This is a genomic window from Pseudomonas sp. H2_D02 (genome assembly GCF_054677635.1).
Genome location: NZ_CP162816.1, coordinates 5,906,573 through 5,928,076 on the forward strand (window position 1 = coordinate 5,906,573; position 21,504 = coordinate 5,928,076).

General features: G+C 60.3%; 22 protein-coding genes and 2 pseudogenes. 13 read left to right on the forward strand and 11 right to left on the reverse strand.

What is annotated here, in order from left to right; all coding sequences use genetic code 11:
- Window positions 1-55 precede the first annotated feature (55 nt).
- Both AB4N42_RS27060 and AB4N42_RS27065 read right to left on the reverse strand, forming a co-directional pair.
- Window positions 56-1,423: a DUF1329 domain-containing protein gene (locus AB4N42_RS27060; RefSeq protein WP_217861269.1), complete on the reverse strand. Its 1,368-nt coding sequence runs from the start codon at window positions 1,421-1,423 to the stop codon at window positions 56-58.
- Between the two features lie 22 nt (window positions 1,424-1,445).
- Window positions 1,446-3,254: a DUF1302 domain-containing protein gene (locus AB4N42_RS27065; protein WP_460115584.1), complete on the reverse strand. Its 1,809-nt coding sequence runs from the start codon at window positions 3,252-3,254 to the stop codon at window positions 1,446-1,448.
- Between the two features lie 641 nt (window positions 3,255-3,895).
- On the opposite strand from AB4N42_RS27065, the pseudogene AB4N42_RS27070 reads away from it, so the two are divergent.
- Window positions 3,896-4,661 (forward strand): annotated as a pseudogene (locus tag AB4N42_RS27070) (N-acetylmuramoyl-L-alanine amidase).
- Between the two features lie 42 nt (window positions 4,662-4,703).
- On the opposite strand, the gene AB4N42_RS27075 reads toward AB4N42_RS27070, so the two are convergent.
- The 4 genes from AB4N42_RS27075 to AB4N42_RS27090 all read right to left on the reverse strand — a co-directional run bounded on the left by AB4N42_RS27075 (window position 4,704) and on the right by AB4N42_RS27090 (window position 8,035).
- Complete coding sequence (locus AB4N42_RS27075) at window positions 4,704-5,615, reverse strand: SDR family oxidoreductase (protein ID WP_030139895.1); 912 nt, start codon at window positions 5,613-5,615, stop codon at window positions 4,704-4,706.
- 125 nt (window positions 5,616-5,740) lie between these two features.
- A complete protein-coding gene (locus tag AB4N42_RS27080) occupies window positions 5,741-6,643 on the reverse strand; it encodes an alpha/beta fold hydrolase (RefSeq protein ID WP_460115585.1) in 903 nt (300 codons plus the stop codon).
- Window positions 6,643-7,425 (reverse strand): class II aldolase/adducin family protein, encoded by a 783-nt coding sequence (locus AB4N42_RS27085; protein WP_460115586.1) that lies wholly within the window; start codon window positions 7,423-7,425, stop codon window positions 6,643-6,645. The genes AB4N42_RS27080 and AB4N42_RS27085 overlap by 1 nt, the downstream gene beginning before the upstream one ends.
- Before the next feature lie 154 nt (window positions 7,426-7,579).
- Window positions 7,580-8,035 (reverse strand): flavodoxin, encoded by a 456-nt coding sequence (locus tag AB4N42_RS27090; protein ID WP_030139892.1) that lies wholly within the window; start codon window positions 8,033-8,035, stop codon window positions 7,580-7,582.
- 153 nt (window positions 8,036-8,188) lie between these two features.
- Here AB4N42_RS27090 and AB4N42_RS27095 point away from each other — a divergent pair, with 153 nt between their 5' ends.
- Entirely contained in the window at window positions 8,189-8,662 is a 474-nt protein-coding gene (locus AB4N42_RS27095) for a PAS domain-containing protein (protein ID WP_460115587.1), read from the forward strand.
- Between the two features lie 54 nt (window positions 8,663-8,716).
- Window positions 8,717-9,322: a hypothetical protein gene (locus AB4N42_RS27100; protein ID WP_460115588.1), complete on the forward strand. Its 606-nt coding sequence runs from the start codon at window positions 8,717-8,719 to the stop codon at window positions 9,320-9,322.
- 8 nt (window positions 9,323-9,330) lie between these two features.
- Here the strand turns inward: AB4N42_RS27100 and AB4N42_RS27105 are convergent, their stop codons facing one another.
- Window positions 9,331-10,290 carry a MerR family transcriptional regulator gene (locus tag AB4N42_RS27105; protein WP_431146186.1) on the reverse strand — a complete coding sequence of 320 codons (960 nt, stop codon included), beginning with the start codon at window positions 10,288-10,290 and terminating at the stop codon, window positions 9,331-9,333.
- 220 nt (window positions 10,291-10,510) lie between these two features.
- On the opposite strand from AB4N42_RS27105, the gene AB4N42_RS27110 reads away from it, so the two are divergent.
- The 7 genes and pseudogenes from AB4N42_RS27110 (at window position 10,511) to AB4N42_RS27140 (ending at window position 15,120) form a co-directional block, all read left to right on the forward strand.
- Window positions 10,511-11,071, forward strand: coding sequence for an antibiotic biosynthesis monooxygenase (locus tag AB4N42_RS27110; protein WP_030139888.1), 561 nt, complete (start codon window positions 10,511-10,513; stop codon window positions 11,069-11,071).
- 122 nt (window positions 11,072-11,193) lie between these two features.
- Window positions 11,194-11,905, forward strand: a pseudogene (folM, locus tag AB4N42_RS27115) (dihydromonapterin reductase).
- A 20-nt stretch (window positions 11,906-11,925) separates the two neighbouring features.
- Window positions 11,926-12,483: a GTP cyclohydrolase I FolE gene (gene folE, locus AB4N42_RS27120; protein ID WP_030139886.1), complete on the forward strand. Its 558-nt coding sequence runs from the start codon at window positions 11,926-11,928 to the stop codon at window positions 12,481-12,483.
- The gene (gene folX, locus AB4N42_RS27125; RefSeq protein WP_025211888.1) at window positions 12,484-12,864 is read left to right on the forward strand and encodes a dihydroneopterin triphosphate 2'-epimerase; all 381 of its coding nucleotides are present in this window, start codon (window positions 12,484-12,486) and stop codon (window positions 12,862-12,864) included. It abuts the gene before it with no gap.
- A gap of 99 nt (window positions 12,865-12,963) precedes the next feature.
- Window positions 12,964-13,260: a DUF1244 domain-containing protein gene (locus AB4N42_RS27130; RefSeq protein ID WP_460115589.1), complete on the forward strand. Its 297-nt coding sequence runs from the start codon at window positions 12,964-12,966 to the stop codon at window positions 13,258-13,260.
- Complete coding sequence (locus tag AB4N42_RS27135; RefSeq protein WP_030139884.1) at window positions 13,253-13,591, forward strand: HopJ type III effector protein; 339 nt, start codon at window positions 13,253-13,255, stop codon at window positions 13,589-13,591. The genes AB4N42_RS27130 and AB4N42_RS27135 overlap by 8 nt, the downstream gene beginning before the upstream one ends.
- Before the next feature lie 278 nt (window positions 13,592-13,869).
- Entirely contained in the window at window positions 13,870-15,120 is a 1,251-nt protein-coding gene (locus AB4N42_RS27140; RefSeq protein ID WP_030139883.1) for a 2-aminoadipate transaminase, read from the forward strand.
- A 185-nt stretch (window positions 15,121-15,305) separates the two neighbouring features.
- On the opposite strand, the gene trxB is transcribed toward AB4N42_RS27140, so the two are convergent.
- Window positions 15,306-16,268, reverse strand: a complete 963-nt coding sequence (trxB, locus tag AB4N42_RS27145; RefSeq protein ID WP_030139882.1) for a thioredoxin-disulfide reductase — start codon at window positions 16,266-16,268, stop codon at window positions 15,306-15,308.
- Window positions 16,269-16,576: 308 nt separating this feature from the next.
- On the opposite strand from trxB, the gene cysZ reads away from it, so the two are divergent.
- Both cysZ and AB4N42_RS27155 read left to right on the forward strand, forming a co-directional pair.
- Window positions 16,577-17,332, forward strand: coding sequence for a sulfate transporter CysZ (cysZ, locus tag AB4N42_RS27150; RefSeq protein ID WP_030139881.1), 756 nt, complete (start codon window positions 16,577-16,579; stop codon window positions 17,330-17,332).
- 64 nt (window positions 17,333-17,396) lie between these two features.
- Window positions 17,397-18,572 carry a glycosyltransferase family 4 protein gene (locus tag AB4N42_RS27155; RefSeq protein WP_030139880.1) on the forward strand — a complete coding sequence of 392 codons (1,176 nt, stop codon included), beginning with the start codon at window positions 17,397-17,399 and terminating at the stop codon, window positions 18,570-18,572.
- A 113-nt stretch (window positions 18,573-18,685) separates the two neighbouring features.
- Here the strand turns inward: AB4N42_RS27155 and AB4N42_RS27160 are convergent, their stop codons facing one another.
- The 3 genes from AB4N42_RS27160 to AB4N42_RS27170 all read right to left on the reverse strand — a co-directional run bounded on the left by AB4N42_RS27160 (window position 18,686) and on the right by AB4N42_RS27170 (window position 21,192).
- Complete coding sequence (locus tag AB4N42_RS27160; RefSeq protein WP_431146193.1) at window positions 18,686-19,789, reverse strand: NADH:flavin oxidoreductase; 1,104 nt, start codon at window positions 19,787-19,789, stop codon at window positions 18,686-18,688.
- Between the two features lie 314 nt (window positions 19,790-20,103).
- On the reverse strand, window positions 20,104-20,586 hold the full coding sequence (locus AB4N42_RS27165; protein ID WP_030139878.1) for a glutathione peroxidase: 483 nt from the start codon (window positions 20,584-20,586) through the stop codon (window positions 20,104-20,106).
- A 120-nt stretch (window positions 20,587-20,706) separates the two neighbouring features.
- Complete coding sequence (locus AB4N42_RS27170; protein WP_181287611.1) at window positions 20,707-21,192, reverse strand: FKBP-type peptidyl-prolyl cis-trans isomerase; 486 nt, start codon at window positions 21,190-21,192, stop codon at window positions 20,707-20,709.
- Here AB4N42_RS27170 and AB4N42_RS27175 point away from each other — a divergent pair.
- Entirely contained in the window at window positions 21,161-21,499 is a 339-nt protein-coding gene (locus tag AB4N42_RS27175) for a DUF3565 domain-containing protein (RefSeq protein WP_080628553.1), read from the forward strand. The two genes, AB4N42_RS27170 and AB4N42_RS27175, sit on opposite strands and share 32 nt — an antisense overlap.
- Window positions 21,500-21,504 lie beyond the last annotated feature (5 nt).

Below are 21,504 nucleotides of genomic sequence, written 5' to 3' on the forward strand. Positions count from 1 at the left end.
GGGGCCGCTGCGCGGCCCAGCGGGAGCAAGCTCCCTCGCCACAGTGCCAGCCGCTTTAGCGAACCCCACTCGACCGCAGCGCCGCCGGGGTGTAGTCGGCTGCACGAGCCTCGAAGCCATAGACGTACGCATGCTTCTCTTCGTTCTTCATCCCCAGGGCGATGTAGCGGCCAGCGATGATGTCGTAGAGCGCTTCAAGCGTGTAGCCCGGGTTCTGGTGGTCGTAGTAGAACTGGGCATGACCTTCGGCGACACGCCACAACTGGCCGCGGCCGTCATAGTGGTCCACCAGCGCCGCCTGCCAGCTGTCCTCGTCGATGTACATGTGGCGCTTGGCGTAGATGTGCCGCTCGCTGGGCTTGACCGTACCGATCACTTCCCAGACACGGTGCAACTCATAGCGGGTCAGGTCCTGGTTGATGTGGCCGGCCTTGATCACGTCGTCATACTTGAGGCTCGGCGAATCGAGTTTGTAGCTGTTGTACGGGATGTACATTTCCTTCTTGCCAACCAGTTTCCAGTCGTAGCGATCCGGCGCACCGGAGAACAGGTCGAAGTTGTCCGACGTACGCAAGCCGTCGGCGGCGGTGCCCGGGCCGTCGTAGGCCACTTGCGGGGCGCGACGCACGCGGCGCTGGCCGGCGTTGTAGATCCACGCCAGGCGCGGTTCCTTCACTTGGTCCAGCGTTTCATGCACCAGCAGCACGTTGCCGGCCAGGCGCGCCGGGGCCGTGACCTCCTGCTTGAAATAGGTCAGCACGTTGCTGGCTTTTTCCGGGTCGGCGTCCTTGATCAGGAACGGCACGGCGATCTCTTCTTCAAAGCGGATCGGCGTGAAGCTGCCGTTGGTCTGCGGCGTGGCCTGGGTGATGACACGCCGCAGGTTGCCGCCGTGATAACGGGTGATGTGGTTCCACAGCACTTCAACGCCACTCTTCGGGATCGGGAACGCGTAGTAGCGGTTGCCGGTGAAATTGGCCAGGCCGTTGCCGTCGTTGATCGCGTTCACATTGAGCGCGCTGCGCTTGGCCGCCTCATAGACTTCCGGTGGCAGGCCGACGCTGCGATGGGTCGGGTAGACCGGGATCTTGTAGGTTTCCGGGTAACGCTTGAACATCGCGACCTGGCCGTCGGACAGCTTGTCCTTGTACTTATCCACAGTCGCGGCGGTGATGGTGAACAGCGGTTTTTCATTGGCGAACGGGTCGGCCAGGAAGCCCTTGCTGTCCACGGCGCCGGCGTTCTTCGCAATGCCGCCGGTCCAGGCCGGGATCGAGCCATCGGCGTTACCGGCCTTCTCCGCCCCCAGTGGCGTCAGGCTGGTGCCCAGTTTGTTCGCTTCTTCCGGCGACACCGCCGCCATCACGTTCGCGGCCAGCAGGCTCAGGGCCAGGGCACCGCATTGCAGGATCATCTTGCGCATTGGGTTTTCCTTGTCAGCCAGATCAGAAGTTCACGCCGAAGCTCAGCGCGAGGAAGTCGCGGTCTTCGAGAACGTTGTAATCGCCGCCGAAGAAATCGGTGTAGCTCAGGCTGGCGGTATAGGTGTTGCGGTAATCGGCATCGACACCCACGCTGATGGCCTTGGCGCCTTCGTTGAACAGGCCGTTGGGGCCATAGCCGGCCACGTCATGGGACCAGGACACGTTGGGCTTGAAGTTCACCCCGCCGATGACGTTGGAGTAGTCGAGGATCGCCCGGGCACGGTAGCCCCAGGACGTCGAGGTGACGAAACCGTCGGTGTCGCCGTTGAAGCCGTACTGGCCGTAGACCGAGTCGCGGCCATAACGCAGCTTGTCCTTCGATTCCAGGCCACCGACATGCACGACCGCCGCCTCGCCCACCACGGTCAGGCGATCGGCGCCCAGGACCTGGTCGAAGAAGTGCGTCAGGGTGCTCTGGACCTGGGTGACTTCCTTGCGGCGGTACCCGGTGTTGTCGGCTCCAGGCGAAGTGGCGATGGGGGATGCGGCGCCGCCGGCGATCGGGTTGAGGAGTGCCAGGGTCAGGTCGTTGGTATTGACCTGCACCGGTGCGTTGGGCCGATAGCTGATCTCGCCGGTCCACGCGGTACCGGTGGGCAGCGTGGTGGAGAAGCTTGCGCCGTACAGGCGAATGTCTTCAGGGTATTCGAGATAATAACCACCGCGACCAAGCATTACGCTTTGTGCCAGGGCACCACTGCTGCCTTGGGCAATAGTTTCTGCAATCGGAAGCATGCCCCCCGGAGTATTGTTCGCCAGCACAGCCAACGTAGAAAGGCCTGCCGTGGTGGTGCCCACGGTCGGCGTACGGCTGTGGTAGTTCATGAAGTACAAGCCGTACTCGGTGTCATCGCCGAGCCAACGCAACGCAGTGCCCCACTGGCCGGAATCCCGTGCATCGCGGTCACCGCCGCGAGGAATGACAACCCCTTCGCTGGTCACCTGGATGCCCTGCCCGAATGTCTCGGTCAACGGCACGAACGGCGCAATCGCCGGGCTGCCCACCGTGTACCCACTGGTACACCCATCAGCCACCACATCGTTACCAAAGAACGTCCCGCAGTTGTCGACGACCGTCTGGTCCCACTCCAACTGGTAGAACCCTTCGATGGTGAGTTTGTCGGTCAGGCCCTGGGAGGCGAACAGCATGTTCACCGGGATCAAGCCTTCCTTGATCTCCGCGCCCGGGCGACGGAACGCCGACACGTCCACCGGGTTGATGCTGTTGATGGAGTTGCCGATGAAGGTACTTTCACCCCAACTGACCACCTGCTTGCCGGCGCGCACGGTGCCGGGCAAATCGGCGATGGAATAGTTGTGATAGACGAAGGCATCGAGAATCTGCGCGCCTGACGACTTGGCGCCCTCTTTGCGATTGCTGTCGCTGATGTCCTTGAACTCACGGTTTTCATCCTTGAGCTCGAAGTCGTACCAATACTTGCCACGCACGAACACACCGGTGTCGCCGTACTTGAGTTCCAGGTCGTGCAAGCCCTTGAAGATTTTCGAGAAGGTCTCGCCCTTCTTGAAGTTCAGTCGTCCATCGTCACCGGTGGAGGATTGCCCCGTCCCGCCGTTGACCGTACCGACCAGATCCTTGTCGGCATCGCGCATGCCCCAACTCGCGCCAACGGACAGCGAGGAGTCGAACTGGCCCTCGATTTCGCCAATGTTGAAAGAAACGGCCTGCGCCTGGGCACAGCAACCCAAGGCCACCGCGACGGCCAGCGCCTGCGGCTTGAAGATGGCGCGCATTGTTATTGTTGTCATGCGTCTTCCCCGGTGAGTGACAGAGCCTTCACCCTACTGCCGCACGTCATGGGCGATAAGCGCACCAAGGGGGTATTCGCGCTGTACCTAAAAAGGATTACAGCCTATGCGGGAGCGGCCTCTGAGCGGGACATGAACAGGCTGGATGATGGGTTATCAACGCCGCGCATGAGCAATGCCGACCGTCACGACTGTTGCGCGCACCGCAACAGTGCATGTCCGAAACCGGGCTGTTTCCCGCGGCGCCCGATCCCTATGCTGGCCGGGCTTGCAGGGCAACGGGCCTGCAAGCACAAGTCGTCCGGCGTCCCTCGCGCCTGGCGCACCGTCATTCGGATGGATTGCACATCGATCCATCATCCCCGTGTCCACTGACGTTGATTTGTAGCTCCTTTGCAACGTCACGTTTAGGCCGCTGCATTTTTGCAGCGGCCTTTTTTATTTGGGTTATGTCACGAGTTACCTGTTTCCTACACCTTCGTCGGAAATATCTATCCTCGTTGCCCTTATTCGAAACGTTGAGTTTGTCGTCACTTCCCACAACACAGCCAGAAAGCAACTACGCGCCCGGCAAAAATTCACTGTTACGCTGAAATCAATCGCAGTATTTCGCTTCGATTCATTAACGGTGAGTTATGGACATGTACATAAATAACCAAAGCTATCGTTCAAAAAAATCTTATAACAGCCGCATTCGCTTTCTGGTGTTTCATTACACGGCCGGCAACTTCGACTCTTCGATCAACACGTTGACCGGCCCTTCCGTCAGCGCCCATTACCTCATACCCGACTTCGCCGATCCTGGTTATTTGAAAGCGGGCTTTGCCGCCCCCCAGGTTTTCAATCTGGTCGACGAAAACCAACGCGCCTGGCATGCCGAGCGTGAGCAGCTGGGGTAATCGCAGCAACTTGAACGACACGTCGATCGGTGTGGAAGTCGTCAACCTGGCAACTGACAACCAAGGCCAATTTACCTTTCCGCCTTATAAGGCCCAGCAAATCGAGGCCATCGAATACCTGGCATCAGACATTCTCAAGCGATACCCGGAAATCAGTCCGGTCAATGTAGTGGGACATTCGGACATCGCTGCGGGACGAAAGAGCGACCCCGGCCCGATGTTTCCGTGGCACGCGTTGTATCTCAAGGGCATCGGGGCCTGGTTCGATGACGCTACCCAGGATACGTTCATGCAGATGTACCAGGCCAATGGGATCCCTCTTCGGGAACAACTGGTCGGGCAGTTCAAGCGATATGGCTACGACACGTCGGCCGCCACCACGGTTGTAGGCTTCCAGCGACTGGTACGGGCTTTCCAACTGCACTTCCGTCCGGCGAAACATGACGGTGTAATGGACATCGAGACTGCCGCGAACCTGGCCGCCCTGGTGAAGAAGTACTTCCCCTGAACCGGTCGCCGCTGCCGACGACAACCGGCCCGGGCGCCAAGCTTAAACGGCGTAGCGCTGCAGGTTAGCCATCATCTCTTTCAGGGCTTCGAGATTGTCGTTCGGGTGTACCGCGTTCTCGAAGTCGCAAATCTGTTGCCAATGGGCGGCGACATCCTCAGGTGAGAAACCTTTGCGCGGGTCGAACCCGGCGCCGAGGCTGCGCTCCCAGCGCACCTTGCCCATCCAGCCGCCGCCCACTTCGAATAACCCGGAGGTTTCCTGGCAGGCTTCACTGGCCAGGTACACCACCAGCGGGCTGACGAGTTCAGGCTTGAGCTGTTCGAACACCTGCGGCGGGATCAGGCCCTCAGTCATGCGAGTGCCGCCGGTGGGAGCGATCGCATTGACGTGGATGTTGTTCTTGCGGCCTTCGATAGCCAGGGTGCGGGTCAGGCCGTAGAGACCGAGCTTGGCCATCCCGTAGTTGGACTGGCCGAAATTGCCGTAGATGCCAGACGTGGAGGCGGTGAAGATCACCCGGCCATAATTCTGCTCACGCATGTGCGGCCATGCGGCGCGAGTGACTTTATAAGCCCCTTCGACATGGACGCGGTAAACCAGGTCCCAGTCGGCGTCGTCCATTTTATGAAAGGTCTTGTCTCGCAGGATGCCAGCGTTATTGACGACGACGTCGACGCGACCAAACGCGTCGAGGGCATTTTGCACAAGCTTGTCGCCATCGGTGACTGAGTCATGATTGGCCTCGGCAATACCGCCGGCCTGGCGAATTTCGGCGACCACCCGGTCGGCCGCCGAAGCGTTGGCGCCCTCCCCTTGAGCCGAGCCACCCAGGTCGTTGACCAGCACTTTCGCGCCTTGCCTTGCGAACAGCAGCGCATGGGCACGCCCCAGGCCACCACCGGCCCCTGTGACGATCACGACTTTATCTTCGAAGCGCACAGACTCATTCATGGGCAGAACTCCAGCAGGCCGTTGGACAATGAACGGAAGTGTCGGGTACAAGGCCGCTGGTCACAATCAACTGGGTTGAAAGTGAATGTTGGGCGATAAGGTGCGGGGATGATGCAGGCAACCCATCATGAACAGGCCATTCGCTTGTGGGGCGCGGCGATGGCCTCGCGAAATGCCAGGTAGTGATTGAGCACCTGCACCGGCGCTTCGGTGTGCGGGTAATGACCGATGTGAGGCAACGACACGGTGTCGGCATGGGGAATGAGCGCCTGGTAACGCGCCACCATATGCGCACCGGAAATCGGGTCGAATGCCCCGTCGATCAGCCGCAACGGCACCTCGCCGCTCTGCATCGCCCGGACCCAGCGATCACGCTGTACGCGGCGCTCGGGAATATAGGCGATGAGCTTGTGCATGATTCGCGGTCCGCGGTGGGTCTCGACCAGGCTCCAGTAATCATCCAGCTCGCTTTCGGTGGGACCGGTCCAAGGACCAAAAATCTGCCGAAAGCTTTTCACCAGGCCGTCCCTGCAGAAAGCCCGGCCAACCAGCCAGCCCAAGGGGCTGAGCAGCAGTTTTTGCATGAACACCGGACGATGGGTTTCGGGAAACAGGCCACCGTTGAGGAAGACACAGCTGGCGAGGTCAATACGCGCCTCGCCATGCCGGGCAATCAGCTCCTGGGCCACACTGTCGCCGTAATCGTGGGCCAGTACGTGAACCCCTTGCGTCACGTTCAAATGAATCAGTAACGCCTGCTGCAGATCGGCCTGCTCCAGCAGGCTATAGACATGCTCCGTCGGCTTGGCGGAATCACCAAACCCGAGCATGTCGCAGGCGATGACTCGATAACGCTGTGCCAACGGCTGCCACAGGTAATGCCAGTCCCAACTGGCGGTCGGAAACCCATGAATCAGCAGCAACGGCTCGCCGTGCCCGGCCGTCCAATAGCGGATGGCGTGGCCGCGAAACATGAATGTCTGGCCGCGCTGACGCCAGATACGCAACGGGATTTGGACCATGGGCATCAACTTTTATAGCCTGGATCTTGCTGGTCGAGTTTGCGCAGCAGCGCTGGCCAGGCCAATGCGCCTCCCATGCCCTGGGCACTTTTGGTCACGCCGGCGACCATCGCCCGGGCGCCGGCCAATACCTGCGGCTCGATGGCAATCAATTCGGCGCCGCCCGTCTGGGTCATGACCTGGATGTCGCAGGCTCGCTGGAAAATGAACATCATCAGGAACGTATCGGCAATGGTCCCGCCACAAGTGAGCAGACCATGGTTGTGCAACATGAGGAAATTGCTCTCGCCCAGGTCGGCTTGCAGGCGGGCCTTTTCTTCCGGGTTCAGCGCGACCCCTTCATACGGGTGATAAGCCAGGCTCGACAGCACGAACAGCGATTGCTGGCTGATCGGCAACACGCCTTGCTTCTGCGCCGACACCGCGACGCCAGACGCAGTATGGGTATGCAGCACGCACGTCACATCGTGCCGCACCTCGTGCACCGCGCTGTGGATGGTGTAGCCGGCAGGGTTGATCTCGTAGGGACTGTCCATCAACTTGTTGCCGGCCTGATCGATCTTGACCAGGCTCGACGCGGTGATTTCGTGGAACATCAACCCGTATGGGTTGATCAGGAAATCTTCGGTGCCAGGGACCTTCGCGGAGATGTGCGTGAAAATCAGGTCATCCCAGCCGTGCAGCGCGACCAACCGATAGCACGCAGCGAGATCGACTCGGGTTTGCCATTCGGCTGCGCTGACCTGATCCTTGATGCCGGGTGTCGATTGAATGGGCGCTACGCTCACGGCTATGACCTCTGGCTTTTTTTATGTATGAGGGAGACGGCCATGGTTTTCATGGACAAGAAACCAGTCTAGTCATCTCCCGCCAGGTCGGTAGTTGCGTTGGCAGCCAGCTTACTGGCCGAGCGAGTCAGCATCAGTGCTCGCCGCAGGTGGCTCAACCACGTAGCGCGACGATCAACTCGGCCAACCAGGGCTCGGCGTCGGTTTCCGGCGTGACGCTTTCGCTGGCATCCAGGCGCAACATGGGCAGCACTTCATTCACCCCCAGCTCGGCAAACAGTTCGCGCATCTGCTCGCCACCGCCGCAGAACGTGTCGCCGTAACTGGCGTCCCCCAGGCCGATCACCGCGCCAGGCAGTCCACGAAATGAAGCGGGCAATTGATCACGGATCGTTGAATACAGCGGCATCAAGTTGTCCGGCAGTTCGCCCATGCCGGTCGTCGACGTAACGGCGAGCAAGGCTTGCGGTCCGAACGCCTGGATGTCCGCCAGGGTTGCCCGTGGATTGAGGAATGTTTCGAAATCCGCGTCACCGAGCAATTGGGCGGCATGCCGGGCAACTTCTTCGGCCGTGCCGTAGACGGAGCCGGAAAGAATGGCGACTTTCATCGATCTGATCCTGAAATAAATAGAGTGATCATGGTAACAGGCTGCGCGCTCAAGCTGCGATTGACTCTCAACAACCGATAATAGCCAGTGGACATCCCCTCGGGTTCTTCTAGAATGCAGCGCGTACAGGGAAGTCCAAAGGCTGGAGGCCTCATGATCAACGCCCATCTGATGCAATTGGTGATCAATGCATCGAACGACGGGATCGTCATCGCCGAAAAAGAAGGCGATGACAACATCCTGATTTATGTAAACCCGGCCTTCGAACGGCTGACCGGTTACAGCCGCGACGAAATCCTCTATCAGGATTGTCGCTTCCTGCAGTCAGGCGACCGGGACCAACCGTCTTTGGAGCCCATTCGCGCCGCCTTGAAACAGGGCGGTGCGTGCCGACAGGTGCTGCGCAACTACCGCAAGGATGGCACCCCTTTCTGGAATGAATTGTCGCTGTCCTCCGTAAAAAACGAGGCGGACGGCCACACTTATTTCGTGGGGGTGCAAAAAGACGTCACCGCTCAGGTGAAGGCCCAGCAGCGCGTTGCCCAGCTGGAAAAAGAATTGGCCGAAGCCCGGGAGATCATTGCTCGATTTAATTCGACGAGCGGTGAAAACAAAACGGCGAATTAATGGTCAGTCACTACAATCACCAGTGATAACGCAAATATTTTTCGAGCCATCTTTATGCAGCGCGACGCCCTCCTGACCCAGGATGAGCTTGATTTCATCCGGACCATGCAGCACAACCCGCAGTTGAATGAGCGGGATGTCACGTCGAGCTTGCTGGTAAACGGTGGATCCCAGATCCGGGATTTGCTGACGCGCCTGGCGGCGAATGAGCAGGTCACGCTGCAGGCCAACTTCGAAAACCAGCAGTTGACCTTCCCGTTGCATCTGGTCGAAGATGAATTCCACGCCATGCACCTTCGTCTGGGCGTGCCGAGCATCTACGAGGATGGCCCGAGGATTCGTCCATGGCGCCTGACCCTCGAAGAGCCCGTGGCGCTGGAAAACGTCAACGGCCAGCCGGGCCCGTTGTGGGTGCATGAGGTTTCGTGCAAGGGCGTACTGCTGGAAATCCGCAACCGCACCAAACCACCGAAGCAGTTTTCCTTGTGGTTCAGCCCATCGGGCTACGAGCGGATATCACTGCGTGGCACGTTCGAAAGGGAAACCGCCCAAGGCCTGTACGCTTATCACCTGAGCCAGCATGACCAGGACGAAACCGAGCGGCTGCGCCAGTACATCCTTCAGCAGCACCGCCTGGCTCATCCGGCCATGCATTTGTAGCAAGCCCTTCAAGTGTCCAGGTTACCCGCCAGAAACTGACGCAAACGCTGGCGAATCTCCGTTCCTTCGTTCCCCAGGCAACCAATCGACGAGCCGGCCAGGCTTTCCTGCGCCAGGTCTGAGGCGTCACCCGCCAGCATCACCGGGCAATCCAGGCTCATCGCCAATTTCTCCAGGCGCTTGGGTAGATCAACCGCCGGTGCGTGATTGGACACCAGAACCAATGCCAGGGGCTGGATCTTCTGGCAGACCAGGATCAGTTCGTCAAACGGTTGGCCGACAGTCATCAGCCTGACACCGACGTCCGCCTTACACACGAACAGCGCCGTTACCAACAGCTCCAACTCTCGGCACTGGCCGCCGATGGCGCTGACCAGCACGCGTTGGGATGAAACGTCGCGCTTGAGCAGTAGCCGCTGCATCACCCGCGAGCGCAGGAAACCGTCGAAAAATAGCCACTCGCTGGTTTGCCCGAACTCATGCTGGCGTTGCAGCAACTCTCGCCAGAGCGGCATCAGGATGTCCTGGAATACCACCGGCACGGCATAACTGGAAAAAATCTGTCCGTAGACGCGGTCCAGCGCCAGGTCATCGAAATTACCAACCGCATCCGCCACTTGCTGCTGCCATCGGTTGTAATCGGCACGAACCAGGTCAGGGGAAATGAATTTGGAGACTGGCGGCACCGACTCGGTCCTCGCCAAAATCTTTCCCACCTTGCTCACGGCCACCCCGCGCTCGATCCAGGCGAGAATGCTCCTGACCTTTTCAATATCGCCCAGGGAATACAAGCGGTGCCCGCTTTCGGTGCGCGTGGGTTGGATCAGGCCATAGCGACGCTCCCATGCGCGCAAGGTCACCGGGTTCACCCCTGTCAACCGTGCCACTTCGCGAATGGGAAACAAGTCTTCGCGCTTCAAGGCAGTTGATGCTGGAAACACGAAGTTATCTTCGGTGATTACGCTCATTCCGAGGGCTTTCCCGACACAAAATTGGATCCCATGGTACTCCCTCGCGACCCTGTCATGACAAGGACAAATTCGGTCAGCTTGCGGATTTGTTGTTTTTTGCTCGACAAGGAATAATCCTTGCTTTGCCTCTTGTGACCAGACGCAGCCCACTACCCTTGGGAGCGTCTCCCGCGAAGCTCCTATCCGGAGCGTTGCGCTTGTAACATGGAGATACAAAATGTCTACCTCCCCCGTCACCTTGATGGTCGCGCGCCGCGTCGCCAACGGACGCTATCAGGACTTGATCGCCTGGTTGCGTGAAGGCGAGCAACTGGCCACCGACTTTCCCGGCTACCTGGGCTCCGGTGTGCTCGCACCGCCACCCGAAGACGACGAATTCCAGATCATTTTCAGATTTGCCGACGAGCAGACCCTGCATGCGTGGGAACATTCCGCCTCGCGCACCGCCTGGCTGGGACGCGGCAGCGATCTGTTTGCCGATCCCTCCGAACACCGGGTGCGAGGCATCGACGGCTGGTTCGGCGCGATCGGCCAACGCCCGCCACGCTGGAAACAGGCCGTGGCGATCTGGCTGGCGTTCTTCCCTGTTTCGTTATTGTTCAATTTCCTTTTGGGACCGTTACTCGGCGAACTGGGCCTGTTGAGCCGGGTTTTCATCAGTACGCTCATCCTGACGCCGCTGATGGTCTATCTGTTTATCCCGATGTCGACTCATTTATTGGCAAGTTGGCTGGCGGGGACGCCACAACGGCCCTTGCCGGCCGCGCAGAATCACTGACACCATGGGAGCCAGCCAGGGTCCGTGAGGGAAACCGAATCGGGCGCTGGATTTCCCTTGTCCATAGGACGTACCCGCCGTCGCTGTTATAGTTTTGCTTCTGCCGCGAACCGAGCCGTCCCATGTCCAGCGCCACCGCTCCGATCCTGATCACCGGCGCAGCCCAACGCGTCGGCCTGCACTGTGCGCGACGCATGCTGGAGGACGGCCAACCGGTCATCGCCACGTACCGCACCGAACGCCCGGGCGTGCAAGCGCTACGGGACTCGGGGGCGACGGTCCTGTTCGCCGATTTTTCCAGTGAATCCGGGATCCTGGCCTTCATCGAACAGCTCAAGCACCACACCGATCAACTGCGCGCCATCGTCCACAACGCCTCGGCCTGGCTCGCCGAAACCCCGGGCAACGAAGCCGCGGCCTTCAGCGCCATGTTCGGTGTCCATATGCTCGCGCCCTACCTGATCAACCTGCATTGCGCCGATTTGCTGCGGCGCTCGGTGCCGCGCGGATATCGTGCACATCGGTGATGACGTGACGCGCAAGGGCAGCAGCAAGCACATCGCCTATTGCGCCACCAAGGCTGGCCTGGAAAGCCTCACGCTTTCTTTCGCGGCGAAATACGCACCGGCCATCAAGGTCAACGGCATCGCCCCGGCCCTGCTACTGTTCAATCCCGACGACGATGCGACCTACCGTGCCAAGGCCCTGGCCAAATCCGCGCTGGGCATCGAACCTGGCAGCGAAGTGATTTACCAGAGCCTGCGCTATCTGCTCGACAACCCTTATGTCACCGGCACGACCCTGACCCTCAACGGCGGGCGGCACATCAAATAGTCCTGTTCCGAGGAAACACCATGGCCCTATCGCCCCAGCATTACCGCGAGATCCTGATCGGCCTGGGCGAAGACCCGGAGCGCGAAGGCCTGCTGGACACGCCGGTGCGCGCCGCCAAGGCCATGGAGTACCTTTGCCATGGTTATGGGCAGAGCGTCGAGCAGATCGTCAACGGTGCCCTGTTTGCCTCCGACAGCGACGAAATGGTGATCGTTGCCAATATCGAGCTTTATTCGCTGTGCGAACATCACCTGCTGCCCTTCATCGGCAAGGCCCATGTGGCTTATATTCCTACGGGCAAGGTCCTGGGGCTGTCGAAGATCGCCCGGCTGGTGGACATGTTCGCCCGCCGCCTGCAAATCCAGGAAAACCTCACCCGGCAAATCGCCGACGCGGTGCAACAAGTCACCCAGGCCGCCGGCGTGGCGGTGGTGATCGAAGCCCAGCACATGTGCATGATGATGCGCGGTGTCGAGAAACAGAACTCGACCATGAATACTTCGGTGATGCTTGGCGCTTTTCGCGAGTCCAGCAACACCCGCCAGGAATTCCTGCAATTGATTCGACGGAGCCAATAAATGCCACAACTTCAGCCCGCCATGGCGCGCATCAAGGTCAAGGATCTGCGCCTGCGTACGTTCATCGGGATCAATGAAGACGAGATCCTCAACAAACAGGATGTGCTGATCAACCTGACCATCCTCTACGCGGCGCAAGAGGCCGTGCGCGACAACGACATCGACCATGCGCTGAACTACCGCACCATCACCAAGGCGATCATCGCCCATGTGGAAGGCAACCGCTTCGCCCTGCTCGAACGCCTGACCCAGGAGTTGCTGGACCTGGTCATGGCCAACGAGTCGGTGCTGTACGCCGAGGTCGAAGTCGACAAGCCGCACGCCTTGCGCTTCGCCGAGTCCGTGTCGATTACCCTCGCGGCAAGTCGGGCTACTTCGTAGCAGCTGCAAGCCTCAAGCTGTAAGCTTCAAGCCTGACCACCGCAAATCCACTCTTGCAGCTTGAAGCTTGCCCCTTGAAGCTGCCTCGCAGAGACTCCCATGAACGACCAACAACGCCTCGAAATCGAAGCCGCCGCTTTCCGTCGACTGGTGGCCCACCTGGACAGCCGCAAGGATGTGCAGAATATCGACCTGATGAACCTCGCCGGTTTCTGTCGCAACTGCCTGTCCAAGTGGTACAAGGCCGCCGCCGACGAGCGCCAGATCGAGGTCAGCCTCGACGATGCGCGTGAAGTTGTCTACGGCATGCCCTATGCCGAATGGAAAGCCCAATACCAGAAAGAGGCCAGCGCCGAACAGCAAGCGGCGTTCGCCAAAGGAAATCCCGATGCCTGACCTGAATACCTTTCGCGCCAGCCTCAAGAGCGGTGAACATGCTTTCGCTGACACCCTCGCTTATATTGCCGAGGGCTACGAATACCAGCCCCAAGCCTTCCATAACGGTGGCGTCGAGAACGCGGCTGGGCAGAACGAAGGCTCCTGCAAGACGTTGGGCCTGGCCCTGCTTGAAGGCTTGAGCGACGAAGAGGCGCTCTTGGCATTCGGCGAACATTATCGCTCGGTGCTGAACACGCCCGAGGGGAGCGACCACGGCAATATCCGCGCGTTGATGGCCCACGGCTTGGCCGGCGTGAAGTTCGAAGCCCAGCCACTGCAACGCCGCTGACCCACCTGCTTTCGTGGCGAGGGAGCTTGCTCCCGCTTGAGTGCACAGCACTCACAAAAGTAGCTGCGCCGCAGCCCAATGCCAGCGCTTCGCACTGGAGCGGGAGCAAGCTCCCTCGCCACAAAAGCTTTGTCGTCACGCAAACAATCCTCGCAAGATCCGCACCTGTTCCACATCCCGACTTTTATGATTGACCCGGCAACTTTATTTCGTTTGCCGGGCGCTGCTGCTCGCGGCTTAGATAACGGACATTTTTTCTTCGTCCGAGCCGCCCCCCCATGAGCCGCGAAACCATCAGCCAATCGATTTCCTTCGTTCACCCTATCAGCCTCAGCCATGGAAAAAATGCCGAGGTCTGGGACACCGACGGCAAGCGCTACATCGACTTTGTCGGGGGCATCGGTGTGTTGAACCTCGGCCACTGTCATCCCCGCATCGTCGAGGCCATCCGCGAGCAAGCCACCCGATTGACTCATTACGCGTTCAACGCAGCCCCCCATACGCCTTATCTTGACTTGATGGAGCGCCTGGCAGCGTTTATCCCGGTGGATTACCCAGTGAGCGGCATGCTCACCAACAGCGGCGCCGAAGCGGCGGAAAATGCGCTCAAGATTGTGCGCGGCGCCACGGGTCGCACAGCCGTCATCGCCTTTGATGGCGGCTTTCATGGTCGAACCCTGGCCACGCTCAATCTCAACGGCAAGGTCGCTCCCTACAAGCAGAAAGTCGGCGTACTGCCCGGGCCGGTCTACCACCTGCCCTACCCTAGCCAGGACAACGGCGTGACGTGCGCCGAGGCCTTGAAAGCCATGGACAGGTTGTTCAGCGTCGAGATCGATGTGAACGACGTGGCCTGCTTTATCGTCGAGCCGGTGCAGGGCGAAGCCGGTTTCCTGGCGATGGACGTGGATTTCGCCCAGGCGCTGCGACAGTTCTGCCACGACAAGGGCATCGTGCTGATCATCGATGAGATCCAGTCCGGTTTCGGTCGCACCGGCCAGCGCTTTGCATTTTCGCGACTGGGCATCGAGCCCGACCTGATCCTGCTGGGCAAAAGCATCGCTGGTGGTGTCCCGCTTGGGGCGGTGGTGGGACGCAAGTCGCTGATGGACAACCTGCCCAAGGGTGGTCTTGGCGGCACCTATTCCGGCAACCCCCTCGCCTGTGCCGCCGCGCTGGCAACGTTGGACGAGATGACCGACGCCAACCTCCACGCGTGGGGCGCACAACAGGAAGAGGCGATCGTCAGCCGCTACGAATCCTGGCGCCGTCGCGGACTGAGCCATTACCTGGGCCGCTTGACCGGTGTCGGCGCCATGCGCGGGATCGAACTGGCCCACGCCGATGGCACTCCGGCCCCGGCGCAACTGACGCAATTACTGGCCTCGGCGCGGGAATCCGGTTTGCTGCTGATGCCCAGCGGGAAATCGCGGCACATCATCCGCCTGCTGGCGCCGTTGACGACCGAGCCGGCGGTGCTGGAAGAGGGGTTGGATATCCTGGAAGCGTGCTTGGCCGAACTGGCCTGACAACCGATCTTCGGACCAAACAGAGGACTTGTGGGAGCGGGCTTGCTCGCGAAGGCGGTGTGTCAGTAGCATCGATGTCGACTGGAACACCACCTTCGCGAGCAAGCCCGCTCCCACAGGGTTCACCGGCAGATGTCCGCGCACAAAAAAACCGGCCGATGCCGGTTTTTTTATTGCCTGGTGAATCAGAACGAAGCGTTCTGCAAGCCGTCTAGGTAACGCTCGGTGTCCAAGGCCGCCATGCAACCGGCACCGGCCGAGGTGATCGCCTGGCGATAGACGTGGTCGGCCACGTCGCCGGCCGCGAAGATACCTTCGACGCTGGTGGCGGTGGCGTTGCCGTCACGGCCGCCCTTGACCACCAGGTAGCCGTCCTTGAGTTCCAACTGGCCCTCGAACAACGACGTGTTCGGCGTGTGGCCGATGGCGATGAACACGCCGTCAACCTTGATCTCGTCAAAGCTGCCGTCGTTGTTCTTCAGGCGAGCACCGGTCACGCCCATGTTGTCGCCCAATACTTCGTCCAGGGTGGCGTTGAGCTTGAGGATGATCTTGCCTTCAGCGACACGTGCATTGAGCTTGTCGATGAGGATCTTCTCGGCGCGGAAGGTTTCGCGACGGTGGATCAGGGTAACGGTACTGGCGATGTTGGCCAGGTACAGCGCCTCTTCGACCGCGGTATTGCCGCCACCGACCACAGCTACTGGCTTGTTGCGGTAGAAGAAACCGTCGCAAGTGGCGCAGGCGGACACGCCTTTGCCCATGAACGTCTCTTCCGATGGCAAGCCCAGGTAGCGAGCACTGGCGCCAGTGGCGATGATCAGGGCATCACAGGTGTAGGTCGCGCTGTCGCCGGTCAGGGTGTATGGCTTGGCGGCGAAATCCACGGCATTGATGTGGTCGAAGACGATCTCGGTCTCGAAGCGCTCGGCGTGTTCCTTCATGCGTTCCATCAAGGCCGGACCGGTCAGGCCGTGGACGTCGCCCGGCCAGTTGTCGACTTCGGTAGTGGTGGTCAATTGGCCGCCGGCCTGCATGCCGGTGATCAGCAGCGGCTTGAGGTTGGCACGGGCTGCATAAACCGCAGCGCTGTAACCGGCAGGGCCGGAACCGAGAATAATCACACGCGAATGACGGACTTCAGACATGACCTGCTCCTGTTGACCGGACCTTGCGGGCCGGAACGCCGGGTGAGCGGCGCGAATAAAAAAGGACCGTTGACGCACTTGGGGAAGGCTTGGGTTCGACAGTCCTGAAAAAAGAATGGGTGCAGCGTATCGAGGGAGCGAAGATTAAGGAAATACGGTTTAACAATCCAGCTCATAGGTGAGCTCTATTCGCTGCGGCGTGCACGATAGCAACGAACCTTAAACCTTTGTTACACGCCGTGTCGTGGCTTTCCCGCATCGAGCAAAGCCGGTAAGGTCGGCGCGTCCACCTATCCTCGGAGCCACCTATGCCCGCCCCCGTCCTGTCCGGCCCGCAATACTTGCGAGAGGGCCTCAAACTGATCTTGAGCCCCGGCCTGCGGCTATTTGTGCTGCTGCCCCTGGCGATCAACCTGGTGCTGTTCGTCGGGTTGATCTACCTGGCTGGCCATCAGTTCAGCCTGTGGGTCGATACGTTGATGCCGTCGCTGCCGGATTGGCTGAGTTTCCTGAGCTATGTCCTATGGCCGTTGTTCGTCGTCCTTGTAGTGCTGATGGTGTTTTTCACCTTCACCATGCTCGCCAACATCATCGCTGCACCGTTCAACGGCTTTCTCGCCGAGAAAGTCGAAGTGGTGGTACGCGGTACGGATGATTTCCCGGCGTTCAGTTGGGGCGAACTGATCGCCATGATCCCCCGGACACTGGCCCGGGAAGCGCGCAAGCTCGGCTATTTCCTGCCACGGGCCCTGGGCCTGTTCGCACTGTCGTTCATTCCGGTGATCAATATCGTGGCCGCGCCGCTGTGGTTGCTGTTCGGCATCTGGATGATGGCGATCCAATACATCGACTACCCGGCGGACAACCACAAGTTGGGCTGGAACGAAATGCTCGCCTGGCTGCGGGAAAAACGCTGGCAGAGCCTGGGCTTTGGCGGCAGCGTGTACTTGGTGTTGCTGATCCCGGTGGTCAACGTCCTGATGATGCCGGCAGCGGTGGCCGGGGCGACGCTGTTCTGGGTGCGCGAACAGGGTGCCGAGACGGCGTTGGCGCGACAGGGCTGAGCCGGTCACAAATCCATCATACGGGCGTCACAATGACGCAACGGCCCCGGTCGACACTGGGGTCATGACCACACACCTGCACGTTACCCTCGTTACCGAAACCTTTGCGCCGGAAATCAACGGCGTGGCCAACACCCTCGGCCGTCTCTACGAGGGCTTGCGTGCCCGCGGGCACCGGGTGGAGCTGATCCGCCCCCGTCAGGCCGGTGATCAAGGCCAGGTCAGCGACGACCAGTTATTGCTCTGTCGAGGTTGGCCGCTGCCGGGGTACCCGGGCTTGCAGTGGGGGCAAGCCTCGATGCACAAGCTGCTGCGCCGCTGGAAACGCCATCGCCCCGACGTGTTGTACATCGCGACCGAAGGACCACTGGGTTTGTCGGCCCTGCGGGCGGCGAGGCGCCTGGGCATTTCAGTGGTCAGCGGCTTCCACACCAACTTCCAGCAATACACCCAACAGTACGGGCTCGGATTGTTGAGCCGGGTGCTGACCCATTATTTGCGCTGGTTTCATAACCGCTCCCGCCTGACCCTCGTGCCGAGCCACAGTCAGCGCCTGGAGCTGGAGCGCCGGCATTTCGAGCGCGTGGCGATGTTGTCGCGCGGGGTCGACAGCCAGTTGTTTCATCCAGCCAAACGCTCGGCCACCCTGCGCGAAACCTGGGGGCTGGGCGATGACGACATTGCGGTCATCCACGTGGGACGCTTGGCGCCGGAGAAAAACCTGGGGCTGCTCAAGCGCAGTTTCGACACCCTGCGCAACGCTTTTCCGACGCGACGGATTCAATTGGTCGTCGTGGGCGACGGCCCGCAGCGGCTCGCCCTCGAACAGCAATTGCCCGAAGCCATTTTCTGTGGCGCGCAACGAGGCGAAGCGTTGGCGGCCCATTACGCATCGGGGGATATGTTCATTTTTCCGAGCCTGACCGAAACCTTCGGCAACGTCGTGCTGGAAGCCTTGGCCTCCGGGCTGGGCGTGGTGGCATACGATCAGGCGGCGGCGGCGCAACACATCCGCCATGGCTATAACGGCGTATTGGCAATGCCGGGGGATGAAGAAGCGTTCTGCGACGCCGCTCGTTGGCTGCTGGAAGAGCGCGAGGCCTTGCGATGCGTGCGGCTCAATGCACGGCAGCACGCCAGCCGCCAGGGCTGGGCGTCGGTGGTCGAGCAGTTCGAGGCGCAGTTGCGCGGCGTTTGCGTGGGCGAACATGGAATGCCCGCTGCGCCGACAGTGCTTTGATTATTCGGTGATGCTGAGGTCGCCATCGCGAGCAAGCTCGCTCCCACAATGAGTGCGCTGAAGATCAAATGTGGGAGCGAGCTTGCTCGCGATAGCGGCGGATCAGGCGCCGCTTAAACCAAGGTCATCAACGCTTCGCGACTGAACGGCAAGATCTCCTGCTCCCGCCCTTCGCGTACTTTTTGCGCCCAGTCCGGATCCACCAGCAACGCACGCCCCACTGCGACCAGGTCGAATTCCTCCTTGTTCAGGCGCTCCAACAGTTTCTCCAGGCTGGCCGGTTGCGCAACCTTGTCGGTATTGACCATGAACTGCAGGAACTCGCCATCCAGGCCGACGCTGCCCACGGTGATCGTCGGCTTGCCGGTGAGTTTGCGGGTCCAGCCGGCCAGGTTCAGTTCGGAACCTTCGAATTCCGGTTCCCAGAAGCGACGTGTCGAGCAGTGGAAGATATCCACGCCAGCGTCGGCCAATGGCTTGAGGAATTCACCCAGCGCTTCTGGCGTCTGCACCAGGCGCGCGGTGTAGTCCTGCTGTTTCCATTGGGAGAAGCGGAAGATGATCGGGAAACCCTCGCCCACGGCCGCACGCACCGCACGGATCAATTCGATCGCGAAACGTGAGCGATTGGCGAGGCTGCCGCCGTAGCCATCCGTGCGCTGGTTGCTGCCTTCCCAGAAGAACTGGTCAACCAGATAACCGTGGGCGCCATGGATTTCCACGCCGTCCATGCCGATCTCCTGGGCGTCCTTGGCCGCTTGGGCGAAGGCGGCGATGACTTCGTCGATGTCCGCCTGGGTCATGCCGTGGACCACCACCTGGCCGTCCTTGAGTTTTTCACTCGGACCATAACCCGGCACGCTGGCGTCCGGTTCAGTCCCGATGCGACGCACGCTGCCCACATGCCACAACTGCGGGACGATCTTGCCACCTTCGGCGTGCACGGCATCGACCACGTCTTTCCAGCCCGCCAGCGCGGCATCGCCGTAGAAGTGCGGCACGTTCGGATAGCCGTTGGAAGCCTTGTGGCCGACCGTCGTGCCTTCAGTGATGATCAGCCCGACCCCGGCCGCTGCGCGACGACGGTAATACTCGATCACCTTGGCGTTCGGTACGCCACCCGGCGAAAAGGAACGGGTCATCGGCGCCATCACCACCCGGGTCGGCAGCTCGAGGGCGCCGAGGTGAAAGGGTTTGAACAGGGCTTGTACAGGCATCAGGCTCTCCAAGGAACGCGTCGCAGTTCAGATATGACGAGGATAATATGGAGCGTGCCCAGCGCTGGATAGCACTATTGATTGGAGTGATTAAGGGTTAGAAGGGAGCGGAGTGAATCGCGATTGGGTGGACTGAACCGAATGTACAGCCCGAAAGCAAAACTTGTGGCGAGGGGATTTATCCCCGCTGGGTTGCGAAGCAGCCCCAAGAGCAAGCGGCTCGATCAGCCTGGCACACCGAGATATCCCGTTTTAGGGCTGCTACGCAGCCCAGCGGGGATAAATCCCCTCGCCACAAGGGCTCAGCGTATGGCTTAGCCCAGCGCTTTCTCGATCGCCTGGATCACGGCAGGATCATCCGGCGTAGTACGCGGCGAGAACCGTGCCAGCACCCGGCCGTCCTTGCCGAGCAGGAATTTTTCGAAATTCCAGGTGATGTCTCCTGGGAACTCGGCCCCTTCGCCCGCCAGGAGGCGGTACAGCTGATGACGGTCAGGACCGTTCACTTCCAGCTTGCTGGCCAACGGAAACGTCACGCCATAGTTGAGGCTGCAGAATTCCTGGATTTCCTGCTCGGTTCCCGGCTCCTGTCCGGCGAACTGATTGCAGGGCAGGCCCAGCACACTGAAGCCCCGGGCCTTGTATTGCTGATAGAGATTTTCCAGTGCCGCGTACTGAGGCGTCAGGCCACATTTGGAGGCGACGTTGACCACCAGCACGACTTGTCCCTTGAACGGCGCCAGAGCAAGCTCCTGACCATCCAGGGTTTTCAATTTCAGGTCGTGGAAAGCACTCATGACGAACTCCAATTCGCAGATCTTTTCGAAACAGCCGTGGTTGATGCTAACAGCAAGTGACTAAAAAGGCGCCGTACGGCGCCTTTCCAGTTCACTGGTTACCTGAGCGTAGCGCAGAAATCAGTGGTGATGGCCGCCTTCGCCATGGACGTGACCATGGGCGATTTCTTCCTGGCTGGCATCACGGATGTCGACGATCTTGACCTGGAAGTTCAAGCGCTGGCCGGCCAGCGGGTGGTTGCCGTCAACGGTCACGTCGTCGCCGTCCAGGTCGCGGATGGTCACGATCTGCATCTGGCCATCGGGGGCGGAAGCGTGGAACTGCATGCCCACTTCCAGCTCATCCACACCTTCGAACATGCTGCGGCTCAAGGTGCTGACCAGTTCGGCGGAGTACTCGCCATAGGCGTCTTCCGGCTCGACAGCCACAGTCAGCTCGTCACCGGTGGTTTTGCCTTCCAGGGCTTTTTCCAGGCCCTGGATGATGTTGCCTGCACCATGCAGGTAGACCAGCGGAGCGCCGCCGGCAGAGCTGTCGATGACCTCACCAGCGTCGTTGGTCAGGGTATAGTCGATGGAGACAGCCTTATTGGCGGCGATCAGCATGGGGCGAGACCTTTTGCATAAGAATGAAGAACGGACAAGTCTAAACAAGGATTTGCCCGAAAGCGAACGGAACCCGGACAAACGGGCTAGCGCGAACAGACCGACGGTCACGGGCTTCCATCAGGATGAAGAGGGGCACTGGGTAGCCGAGCTGTCCTGCGGCCACACCCAGCATCTGCGCCACCAGCCACCGTGGCAGTCCCGGGCCTGGGTGCTGGACCCTGCGCAACGTATTGAAAAATTAGGCCAGCCCTTTGATTGCGGCTGGTGCGCTCAGGGCCCGGTTAGCGATAACCTTGGCGACTGAATTGT

What these genes read in the sequence shown, in the direction of transcription:
- AB4N42_RS27090 (WP_030139892.1), bottom strand. Translation starts at nt 8,035, where the DNA reads ATGAAAGTCGCCATTCTTTCCGGCTCCGTCTACGGCACGGCCGAAGAA.
- AB4N42_RS27060 (WP_217861269.1), bottom strand. Translation starts at nt 1,423, where the DNA reads ATGCGCAAGATGATCCTGCAATGCGGTGCCCTGGCCCTGAGCCTGCTG.
- AB4N42_RS27140 (WP_030139883.1), top strand. Translation starts at nt 13,870, where the DNA reads ATGAGCCGCGAAACCATCAGCCAATCGATTTCCTTCGTTCACCCTATC.
- AB4N42_RS27170 (WP_181287611.1), bottom strand. Translation starts at nt 21,192, where the DNA reads ATGCTGATCGCCGCCAATAAGGCTGTCTCCATCGACTATACCCTGACC.
- AB4N42_RS27135 (WP_030139884.1), top strand. Translation starts at nt 13,253, where the DNA reads ATGCCTGACCTGAATACCTTTCGCGCCAGCCTCAAGAGCGGTGAACAT.
- AB4N42_RS27080 (WP_460115585.1), bottom strand. Translation starts at nt 6,643, where the DNA reads ATGCCCATGGTCCAAATCCCGTTGCGTATCTGGCGTCAGCGCGGCCAG.
- AB4N42_RS27160 (WP_431146193.1), bottom strand. Translation starts at nt 19,789, where the DNA reads ATGCCTGTACAAGCCCTGTTCAAACCCTTTCACCTCGGCGCCCTCGAG.
- AB4N42_RS27065 (WP_460115584.1), bottom strand. Translation starts at nt 3,254, where the DNA reads ATGACAACAATAACAATGCGCGCCATCTTCAAGCCGCAGGCGCTGGCC.
- AB4N42_RS27175 (WP_080628553.1), top strand. Translation starts at nt 21,161, where the DNA reads ATGGAGACAGCCTTATTGGCGGCGATCAGCATGGGGCGAGACCTTTTG.
- folX (WP_025211888.1), top strand. Translation starts at nt 12,484, where the DNA reads ATGCCACAACTTCAGCCCGCCATGGCGCGCATCAAGGTCAAGGATCTG.
- AB4N42_RS27105 (WP_431146186.1), bottom strand. Translation starts at nt 10,290, where the DNA reads ATGAGCGTAATCACCGAAGATAACTTCGTGTTTCCAGCATCAACTGCC.
- trxB (WP_030139882.1), bottom strand. Translation starts at nt 16,268, where the DNA reads ATGTCTGAAGTCCGTCATTCGCGTGTGATTATTCTCGGTTCCGGCCCT.
- folE (WP_030139886.1), top strand. Translation starts at nt 11,926, where the DNA reads ATGGCCCTATCGCCCCAGCATTACCGCGAGATCCTGATCGGCCTGGGC.
- AB4N42_RS27100 (WP_460115588.1), top strand. Translation starts at nt 8,717, where the DNA reads ATGCAGCGCGACGCCCTCCTGACCCAGGATGAGCTTGATTTCATCCGG.
- AB4N42_RS27130 (WP_460115589.1), top strand. Translation starts at nt 12,964, where the DNA reads ATGAACGACCAACAACGCCTCGAAATCGAAGCCGCCGCTTTCCGTCGA.
- AB4N42_RS27155 (WP_030139880.1), top strand. Translation starts at nt 17,397, where the DNA reads ATGACCACACACCTGCACGTTACCCTCGTTACCGAAACCTTTGCGCCG.
- AB4N42_RS27110 (WP_030139888.1), top strand. Translation starts at nt 10,511, where the DNA reads ATGTCTACCTCCCCCGTCACCTTGATGGTCGCGCGCCGCGTCGCCAAC.
- cysZ (WP_030139881.1), top strand. Translation starts at nt 16,577, where the DNA reads ATGCCCGCCCCCGTCCTGTCCGGCCCGCAATACTTGCGAGAGGGCCTC.
- AB4N42_RS27075 (WP_030139895.1), bottom strand. Translation starts at nt 5,615, where the DNA reads ATGAATGAGTCTGTGCGCTTCGAAGATAAAGTCGTGATCGTCACAGGG.
- AB4N42_RS27095 (WP_460115587.1), top strand. Translation starts at nt 8,189, where the DNA reads ATGATCAACGCCCATCTGATGCAATTGGTGATCAATGCATCGAACGAC.
- AB4N42_RS27165 (WP_030139878.1), bottom strand. Translation starts at nt 20,586, where the DNA reads ATGAGTGCTTTCCACGACCTGAAATTGAAAACCCTGGATGGTCAGGAG.